The 9,116-nt window shown below is 40.0% G+C and carries 8 protein-coding genes; 4 read left to right on the forward strand and 4 right to left on the reverse strand.

The features are described 5' to 3' along the window. Nucleotides 1–19: 19 nt before the first annotated feature. A complete protein-coding gene (gene gloA2, locus V7K49_RS01855; RefSeq protein ID WP_335072948.1) occupies nt 20–406 on the forward strand; it encodes an SMU1112c/YaeR family gloxylase I-like metalloprotein in 387 nt (128 codons plus the stop codon). Between the two features lie 72 nt (nt 407–478). On the opposite strand, the gene V7K49_RS01860 is transcribed toward gloA2, so the two are convergent. The 3 genes from V7K49_RS01860 to V7K49_RS01870 all read right to left on the reverse strand — a co-directional run bounded on the left by V7K49_RS01860 (nt 479) and on the right by V7K49_RS01870 (nt 3,068). Beyond that, nucleotides 479–1,288, reverse strand: a complete 810-nt coding sequence (locus V7K49_RS01860) for a hypothetical protein (protein WP_335204290.1) — start codon at nt 1,286–1,288, stop codon at nt 479–481. 32 nt (nt 1,289–1,320) lie between these two features. Further along, nucleotides 1,321–1,623: a hypothetical protein gene (locus tag V7K49_RS01865; protein WP_335072952.1), complete on the reverse strand. Its 303-nt coding sequence runs from the start codon at nt 1,621–1,623 to the stop codon at nt 1,321–1,323. A gap of 368 nt (nt 1,624–1,991) precedes the next feature. After that, on the reverse strand, nt 1,992–3,068 hold the full coding sequence (locus tag V7K49_RS01870) for a PIN/TRAM domain-containing protein (protein WP_334866920.1): 1,077 nt from the start codon (nt 3,066–3,068) through the stop codon (nt 1,992–1,994). Between the two features lie 251 nt (nt 3,069–3,319). Here V7K49_RS01870 and hemW point away from each other — a divergent pair, with 251 nt between their 5' ends. After that, nucleotides 3,320–4,501, forward strand: a complete 1,182-nt coding sequence (gene hemW, locus V7K49_RS01875; protein ID WP_334866918.1) for a radical SAM family heme chaperone HemW — start codon at nt 3,320–3,322, stop codon at nt 4,499–4,501. A gap of 10 nt (nt 4,502–4,511) precedes the next feature. Continuing rightward, nucleotides 4,512–5,399, forward strand: a complete 888-nt coding sequence (locus V7K49_RS01880) for a UTP--glucose-1-phosphate uridylyltransferase (protein ID WP_334866916.1) — start codon at nt 4,512–4,514, stop codon at nt 5,397–5,399. A 331-nt stretch (nt 5,400–5,730) separates the two neighbouring features. On the opposite strand, the gene V7K49_RS01885 is transcribed toward V7K49_RS01880, so the two are convergent. Then, complete coding sequence (locus tag V7K49_RS01885) at nt 5,731–7,128, reverse strand: hypothetical protein (protein WP_335204292.1); 1,398 nt, start codon at nt 7,126–7,128, stop codon at nt 5,731–5,733. A 321-nt stretch (nt 7,129–7,449) separates the two neighbouring features. Here V7K49_RS01885 and V7K49_RS01890 point away from each other — a divergent pair, with 321 nt between their 5' ends. Next, a complete protein-coding gene (locus V7K49_RS01890) occupies nt 7,450–8,574 on the forward strand; it encodes a THUMP domain-containing class I SAM-dependent RNA methyltransferase (protein ID WP_335204293.1) in 1,125 nt (374 codons plus the stop codon). The last annotated feature ends 542 nt before the right edge of the window (nt 8,575–9,116 follow it).

The raw sequence follows: 9,116 nt of genomic DNA on the forward strand, positions 1-9,116 counted from the left end.
CTCCTAACTCCTAACTTTTATGAAAACTACTGGCATTCATCATGTAGCTATTATTTGTTCTGACTATGACCGCTCAAAAAATTTTTATGTAGAAGTTTTAGGCTTTTCGATTATTCAAGAGACTTTTCGCGCCGAAAGAAATTCTTATAAATTAGATTTAAAAGTTGCAGAAAATACTCAAATAGAGCTATTCTCTTTCCCAAATCCTCCGCAAAGATTTAGTAGTCCAGAAGCTTGTGGTTTAAGACATCTTGCTTTTAAAGTTGATGATGTTGAGCAAACTGTTTTTTATTTAAAATCAAAAGGGTTAGAGGTAGAAAATATTAGAGTTGATGAAATTACAGGTAAGAAATTTACTTTCTTTAAAGACCCAGATAATTTGCCATTAGAGATTTATGAGAGTTAACCTAACAAACAGTGGTTTTTCTATACTTAAGATAAAAATATACTACTAGGAGCTAAATTAAGTGACATAAAGCTACTTATTAAATCCTTTGCCTCTATAAACTTCCAATTCTTGATAGCTAGACATATAAGCGTATCCATCTGTAATTTCTAATCCTAAAAACTTGCAAAAACGTAGAGAATCATTTCCTACTAATTCACCTTTTCGAGGTTTACCTTGATAGTTAATTAAAGCTTTTTTAGCATGGCGCAACGAATTTATAGGCACAAAAATATCAGTTTTATTATAAGTCCAAAAACCTGACTTGTTTCTGGATGCAAACAGCAACTCACCTAAATTGTTATTTTTTATATTTTGGTTATATGTTAAAGCAAGATACTCATCTACATAGATAAATCTACCTGAATTTATATTTTCTGTAATATCTAATGAATCAATTAGCTTTTTTAAAAAACCTCTATGTTCAGGATATGTAGCAACTAAATAGTAGATACTACCTACTACTAATCGTCTTGCTCCTATCTCCCTATTAATTTGATAATTTTGGTAACATTCTTTGATGATTAGAATATAAAATTCATTGAAGGGAATCTTGAACATAGACATTAGCTTTTGTAGATAAAAAGCAATGAAAAACTTTTTAAAAGATTTTGATTCTTCTAAAGTTTTCAGGCAATCAGAATGATAATATTTCTGTGGATTAGTTTGGTATTGATCCCATAGCATTGCAAATACTGCTCTAAAATCTCTACTTTTAGTTAATAAAAACTCATTTGCTTTTTTGTGACCGTAGTTTGTAAAAATATTTATATTAAATTGGGTTAATTTTTCATTAGTTTTAATTACAACGTTACCAATTTGTGTTCGATTAATTTTAGTCATAATCCCAATTTTTTAGGTTAATTATAGATTTGCTATCGGCAAATATAATTTAGAGTTTCTGGTGTAACGTATCGGCCTTTCGCTTTTTTCAGCAAAGCTTGAATTTTAAGTAGTTGATTTCCGATCACTTCAATTACAATTACCTCTTCATTTTCGTAAATATCAAATACAAGCATTTTATTTTTTAATGCCAATAATAAATCTTGATTTACTGTGAACATATAAGCAGCATAAAATTCACTAGGCAAGCTTTGTAAAAATTTGTTAATTTGTTCTCTGGTTTGAAAAATCCCAGCAATTTTTATAAAAGTCATATTTACCTTTACTTGAGACAATATTTTTCTAATTATTACATTTTAAAATTTAGATAGTTGCTCGGCTAGCAAGTATTATTTACATTTCTTAATTTTACGAGAGTTTGACTGGTGGAGAAAGGTACAAAAAAGACTGAGACTAAAATAAGAATATAAAACAAATTTGAATTCTACGTAAATGCCATATAAATTGAGTACCTATCGCTTTTTCTGAGCTTTCCACGTCCCACCGTAAACATAAAATGGGTTGTTTTCACTGACAGAAGTCCAACATTCAAAACAGACAAAAATCCACTTGTTACCGTCTTGATATTTCACCCTATACAAAATCGGTGCAGGTTGACTGCACCGATTGCACAATTTATATTTAATTGCACCGGACATTTCCCTCACGCTAATGCGGAAGCTTGGGGTTTGGCAAAAATCATTCTTCCTGCTGTAGTTTGTAAAGCACTGGTGACTACTACTCGCAGTTCACCACCCACATAACTGCTACCTTCTTCAACAACTACCATTGTGCCGTCATCTAGGTAGCCAATGCCTTGACTTGGTTCTTTGCCTTCTTTGAGAATTTTCAAATCCAAGTTATCACCAGGTAAATAACTGGGACGGACGGCATTCACTAAATCATTCACATTCAAAACAGGTACTTTCTGGACGCTGGCGACTTTAGACAAGTTGTAGTCGTTGGTTAGCAATGTACCGCTGATTTCTTGGGCGAAGCGCACTAACTTCGCATCCACTGTGGGAATATCTTCGTAGTCAACTGCATTAATTAGGATGCGATCAGGGTAATCTTCCTTAATGCGGTTAAGAATTTCTAGTCCTCGCCTTCCCCGTACTCGCTTTTGGTCTTTGCTAGCATCCGCTACTTGTTGGAGTTCTTGCAAGACAAACTGTGGCACGAGAATTTGCCCTTCCAGAAACCCTGTTTCTAGTAAGGCTTCAATGCGACCATCGATAATGCAACTGGTGTCTAAAACTTTGGTATTGGCTGGTTTTAGCGTTCCTTCCACAACCATCGATTCGACGGTGTTGGGATTAATGAACCGCAATAAGCCTCGCCCGTGGGTATCTGCCAAATTCATGCCAGTGACAGAGAGGATAATACTACCGACAACTGCCACCAGTGGCTTAATAAATCCAAAATCCGCCGGTATAGGTAGTAAAAATAGTGGGGCTAGCATGAGGTTAGCTAGTAATAGCCCAATCACTAAGCCAATGGCACGAGTTAAGATCACTTCCAGAGGCATTTCTTTGACTTGTGATTCTAGGCGACGATATGTCGTCTGGAAACTCAGCCCGATCGCACCACCAATAATAGCGGCAAAGACGGCGACTACTAAGCGTAAAGCTTCAAGATTTGTTACTTGATCTAGCGTGTCATTGGGTAGCAGTTCAATGCTGTAGAACCCTATTCCCGACGCTGCCAGGATAAATGAGAAAACGATAATTGCGTCAAGCATGGTTGTGTTGTTTTTCTGCAACTGTGTTAACCGATAAACTTAAGTATTTTTTATTTCATCGGTAAGATAAACTCATCAATATTGACTTACACTAAGGGTTTAGTAGGGCAATATCTGCAATTATTATAACGAAAGGCTTTTATCTTAATATTTTTCATTGTTTCGTTGTAAAACGACAAAAACTTGTAAATAAACCACTTATTTTGATTGTCTCTAATTCGCAGTTGGATTAACTTAAAAGTTTTCTCAAAATGAGTCAAAAATTTAGTGTTTCTGGAATTGCGAGTTCTGCTTATGTGCATATTCCCTTTTGCAGACGGCGGTGCTTTTATTGTGATTTCCCGGTGTCTGTTGTGGGCGATCGCTTGCGGGGCGAAACATCTGGTACTATCTCCCAATATGTTGAGGTGCTATGTCAAGAAATTGTCATCACACCAGCATTTGGTCAACCCCTGAAGACAATTTTCTTCGGTGGTGGTACTCCTTCGCTGCTATCAATAGAACAGTTACAACGGATAGTGACAGAGCTAGAGAAGCGTTTTGGTATTGCATCTGGGGCAGAAATTTCTATGGAAATAGACCCAGCCACCTTTGATTTAGCACATATAGCAGGCTATTGCAATGTGGGCGTGAACCGAGTAAGTCTAGGTGTACAAGCCTTTCAAGAAGAATTATTGCAAAGGGCGGGGCGATCGCACTCAGTTGAAGATATTTTTGCAGCTGTGGAACTAATCCACCAAGTTGAGGTTCCCGAATTTAGTTTAGACTTAATTTCCGGGTTGCCGCATCAGTCTTTGGATCAATGGCAGGATTCCCTAACAAAAGCGGTGGCGCTTTTACCCACTCACATTTCCATCTATGATCTTACCATCGAACCAGGTACAGCCTTTGGTCGTTACTACAAACCTGGTGATACTCCTTTGCCCACGGATGAAGCCACAGTCAAAATGTACCAGATGGGGCAGCAGGTTTTGACTAATTCAGGTTATCAGCATTATGAAATTTCCAATTATGCCCAACCTGGTCATCAGTGTCGGCATAATCGAGTCTATTGGGAAAACCGCCCTTACTACGGTTTTGGGATGGGTGCGGCGAGTTATGTTGAGGGGAAGCGCTTCACTCGTCCGCGCAAAACTAGGGAGTATTATCAGTGGGTGCAAGCTGGCGGTGTGATTGATTGTGATCTGACTCCCCCAAAGGAAGTATTGTTAGAGACGTTAATGTTGGGGTTGCGTTTGGCGGAGGGTTTGAGTTTGGTGGCGTTGGCACAGGCGTTTGGGGAAGAGAAGGTAGAAGAGATTTGCAAGTGTTTGCAAGGGTATTTTGAGACAGGTTGGGTGGAAGTTGCAGACGGAAGGTTGCGTTTGATTGATCCCCAAGGATTTTTGTTTTCTAATGTGGTGTTGGCAGAGTTGTTTGAGAAGTTGGGGTGACTAACTGCTTATGCAGAAAAATCAAGTTAGAAAAGCTGTGATTCCGGTAGCTGGTTTTGGGACTCGGTTGTTTCCAGCTACTAAAGTTGTGAAAAAAGAACTTTTCCCGATTATTGATCAAGATGGCAGGGCAAAACCTGTCATTCTCGCAATTATTGAAGAAGCAATCAGTGCTGGAATTGCAGAAGTGGCGATCGTGGTGCAGCCAGATGATAAAGAAATATTTGAAAATTTATTGAAAAACCCACCCAAAAAAGAACTTTTAAATAAACTTTCACCGCAAAATCAAGAATATAGCAGATATCTCGAAGATTTAGGTAGCAGAATTACCATCTTATTGCAAGAGGAGCAATTAGGCTATGGACATGCGGTATTTTGTGCTCAGGATTGGGTGCAAGATGAGCCGTTTTTGCTCATGCTGGGCGACCACATTTACGCATCTGACACTGAAAAATCTTGTGCTAGTCAAATTTTAGATGTTTACAAACAAGTTAAGCAAAGCATTATTGGCTTAACTACAATGCCAGCAGAGATTATTCATAAAGCTGGATGTATAACAGGAGTTTGGCAAGATATAAACTCGATTTTAGAAGTTACACAACTCTATGAAAAGCCCACTATTGAGTATGCACAACAGCATTTGCATGTAGAGGGAATGTCAGAAAATGATTTTTTATGTATATTTGGCTTATATTTACTAACGCCAAAAATTTTTGACTTTCTAGCAGAACACATCAACAAAAATTTCCGAGAACGAGGCGAATTTCAGTTAACATCCTGTCTTGAAGAATTGCGTCAGGAAGAGGGAATGACAGGATATGTTGTTAAAGGCAAGTGTTTTGATACAGGATTGCCAGATGCCTATCGTCAGACAATGATTGATTTTAGAAAAATATAGATTAATTTCAGTTCAATTAGTTTGTCTGGGAGGATCTCACTTTTTAAGGTGGCTCAAGCAGACAGTAAGCTATTGAGGTAAGTAGAGCGATGAGCAAGAACTTGACGCGCATTGAAACTACACCGTTTAGCTTGCCCTTGGTGACAGCCCCCTGTTTTCTTTGTTATTAGGACTGCATAGCCTTAACGGAAGCGTATTGGCTTATAGCGGGGGTTTATGGAGCGTGTGGTGCAGCACTGACTGATCACACTCTCCAATGATTATTATCAATGACTAAGTACTTTATTCCTTGGAAGTCGTTTGTGTGAAGTTTAAAATTAAACTAAATCAATCACAAAACTACCTCAAAACTATCAGTAGTTAGAGCCGGAAAGGAGGTAGCACCCAATTGTGCAAATTTACCCCCCGAATTAATATCAGCAAAACCATCCGCTGAACCATTGGGGTTATAAAAGAGACTACCATTAACGCTATTGTAAACAATTTTCGCACTACTAACTGCTGCTAAAGTATCGTTCGTCACTGTGGCAAAGTCTGCGGAATTTAATGCAGTTGGGAAGACCGAGTTACTGAGAGCGGTAAAGGTATATTTCGATAGTTGGATATTGTCTTGATCAGGAGTGAAGTCATTAATAATATCAACTCCGAGTTCCCTAATATCAAACTTTGATCCTGTTGCAAATGCAAACTTATCTGAACCTGCGCCTCCTGTTAAGATGTCGTCCCCACTATCTCCCTGGAGGTAATCGTTGCCGTTGTCACCGCTCAGAATATCTTTTCCACTACTGCCAAAAAGAATATCATCACCGTTGCCCCCCAGGAGGTTGTCGTCATCACTACCCCCATCTATTTTGTCCGCACCAGATCCACCAAAAAGGATGTCAGAACCGGCCCCCCCATTGATGTAATGGTTCCCAGCAACACCAGAAAGCGAAATATTGTCATCACCGCCCCCAGCAAAAATAACCTTATTACCAGGTGAAAAATCCCCCCTACTAAAGGTATCATCTGCATTTGTCGTAACAACATTAGTACTTATCACATTTCTGGTTCGAGCAATTGCCTCTTTCACGGCATCAGCAACATTCTCACTTTTAGAACCAAGAGTCAGTACATTACCTCGACCAAGCTTAGTAACTAGTTTCTCGTAATCGGCTATAACATTACTCGTAACTAGAAAAATTGGAATAATGTTATTTGCTTCAAGCGCAGTTTTTACTTGTCCAATCTCTGGATAATCTTCATAAGGATCTATTACACCATCTCCATTATTGGCAATAGTATTACTTGGACTAACTGCTGCCCGATCGCCGGCAACGTGATAAATACTATCAGTGGCTAGGAAAACAACGCGAAATGAACCTACTCTGTAACCAAGGCTGCCACCGCTATCTAAAGCTGCGTACAAGAGTGCATCTAATTGTGATTCGGGGCCATCATTGCCACCAAAAGCTTCAAAGCCCAAAATTTTGTCTTTAACTGTTGTTACACTATTTGTCAAAGCGACTTCTGGTTGATATACATAGTCAGCGTAACCGCCAAAAGGCGGAATTGGCTTATCCTTGAAAGAGGCAATACCAAATTTCAGGTCACGACCAAAGATACTTGCTAAAAGCGGGTTGGTTAACTGATTTACCGCCGCCGGAAGTTCAGCTTTTAACTCGACCAATTCGTGATCATCTGACGCTGTTAAGTCTTGTAGCAGAACAATATCAGATATTAAAGTCATAGTTTATTCCTCTGACTATATTTAATTAATGGGTTGTATTGCAAAGTGCAAAAACACTATTTCAGCCTGATACTAGCAGGGTTGATTAATTTTAGATAGTACTTAAACTGAAGAAATATAATCTCTTTCAAAAAATATTTGTTGTGTCCTTACTCAGCCTTGATTCCGTTTGTCTGGGGCAAGTGATGCTGAGTTACTTAATTCGTTGTACCCTACTTAACGTCATAGTCGCAGACTTCACGAGAGAGAATGTCACAAGATATGAGTTAAGCTAAAGTGCGTCAATCGGTCAGCAATGAAGACAATGCTTTGGATTAGAGGATGAATCAGTATTTTGCAACGGTTGCTCGCGGATTAGAAAGCCTTGCGGCTCAGGAGTTGGAACAACTGGGTGCCCATTCCGTGGAGCCAGGGTTTTGCGGTGTAGCTTTTGAGGGCGATCGCACCCTGCTTTATCGCGTCAATCTATGGGCTAGGCTGCCGTTCCGAATCTTGGTGAACATCCATGAGTTTCCTTGTCAAGATGCCAAGGATCTCTATCGCGGTATCCAGAGCATTGATTGGGTAAACTATCTTACACCAGACATGACGCTTGCAGTGAATACCACTGGTAAAAACGATCGCCTCAACCACTCCCACTTCACATCTCTCCAAATCAAAAATGCGATCGTTGACCAGCAGCAGTCAAATCTGGGTGAGCGTTCAAATGTAGAGCTTCATGAACCAGATGTACGGATCAATGTTCATATTGAACGCGACTTTTGTACCGTCAAACTTGACAGTTCTGGGAATAGTCTGCACCGCCGAGGCTATCGCCCTGCGGTTGGATCAGCCCCTCTCAAGGAATCTCTGGCTGCTGCCCTCATTCAACTTTCGGGTTGGCAGCCAAACCAGATGTTCTACGATCCTCTCTGTGGGTCTGGTACTTTACCCCTGGAAGCTAGTTTAAAGGCTCTCAACATAGCACCAGGGCTGTTTCGCGATTGCTTTGGATTTGAAAATTGGCTCGATTTTGATCTGTCCCTTTTAGAAAAGCTGCTCCAAGAAGCTAAGGACAGCCAACTGGATACCCTGACTGCTCCTATTTGGGGAAGCGATCGCGATGAGAACGTGATTGAGCAGGCGATTAACAATGCTCAAAACTGCGGCGTTGATAACCATGTATGGTTTTCTCAAATGGAGCTTGCCGATGTTGTCGCCCCCGCAGACAGTGGGGTTTTATTCTGCAATCCTCCCTATGGCGAACGGCTGGGGCGAGATAGCGACTTGGGAGCATTTTACAAACTTTTGGGCGATGTCCTGAAACAACGCTTCAAAGGCTGGACTGCGTTTGTCCTGAGTGGCAACAAGGAACTGTCTCAATCGATTGGACTAAAATCATCCCAGCGGATTGCAGTGTACAACGGAACGCTGCCCTGTCAGTTAATGAAATATGAGCTGTACTAAGTAGAGTTCATATTTCATTAATTCGTAGCGAATTAAATTTGGTAATACCTTGCAATACCAATGCATCCCGATACAATGTTAATGCGTTCCTCTGCAATGCCAATGCATCTCGATACAATGTTAATGTGTTGGCCGCATTGTTAATGCGTCCCCCTGCAATGCCAATGCATCCCGATACAATGTTAATGCGTCGGCCGCATTGTTAATGCATCCCCCTGCATTAAAAACGCTACGCTTTTATGCAAAACTGTACTAAGACTGAATCGATCAGATTTTACGATTTCTGGTTTGTAGTATGTTTAAGGCGATCGCTCTCAACTACTTCTGCTCAGTAAAAAATACATTGCCTCAAAATTTAGTGACATTGGGGATGTGCTGTCTTGTCGGGGTTTGTGAGAACTGCGACCTTAATCCGCTCTTGTGTAGCATTGGCTATCTCAATAGACTCATATAGAACCCATTTGGGATCTATAAAGTAGCTAATCTTCGGAGCATAAGTCTGACAAAACAGAGATGAATTTTAGTGGTCGCATTTTCTAAAG

The organism is Nostoc sp. (assembly GCF_036919675.1).
In the GTDB taxonomy this organism is placed as follows: Bacteria; Cyanobacteriota; Cyanobacteriia; order Cyanobacteriales; family Nostocaceae; genus Nostoc.

What these genes read in the sequence shown, in the direction of transcription:
- gloA2 (WP_335072948.1), top strand. Translation starts at nt 20, where the DNA reads ATGAAAACTACTGGCATTCATCATGTAGCTATTATTTGTTCTGACTAT.
- V7K49_RS01860 (WP_335204290.1), bottom strand. Translation starts at nt 1,288, where the DNA reads ATGACTAAAATTAATCGAACACAAATTGGTAACGTTGTAATTAAAACT.
- V7K49_RS01870 (WP_334866920.1), bottom strand. Translation starts at nt 3,068, where the DNA reads ATGCTTGACGCAATTATCGTTTTCTCATTTATCCTGGCAGCGTCGGGA.
- hemW (WP_334866918.1), top strand. Translation starts at nt 3,320, where the DNA reads ATGAGTCAAAAATTTAGTGTTTCTGGAATTGCGAGTTCTGCTTATGTG.
- V7K49_RS01880 (WP_334866916.1), top strand. Translation starts at nt 4,512, where the DNA reads ATGCAGAAAAATCAAGTTAGAAAAGCTGTGATTCCGGTAGCTGGTTTT.
- V7K49_RS01885 (WP_335204292.1), bottom strand. Translation starts at nt 7,128, where the DNA reads ATGACTTTAATATCTGATATTGTTCTGCTACAAGACTTAACAGCGTCA.
- V7K49_RS01890 (WP_335204293.1), top strand. Translation starts at nt 7,450, where the DNA reads ATGAATCAGTATTTTGCAACGGTTGCTCGCGGATTAGAAAGCCTTGCG.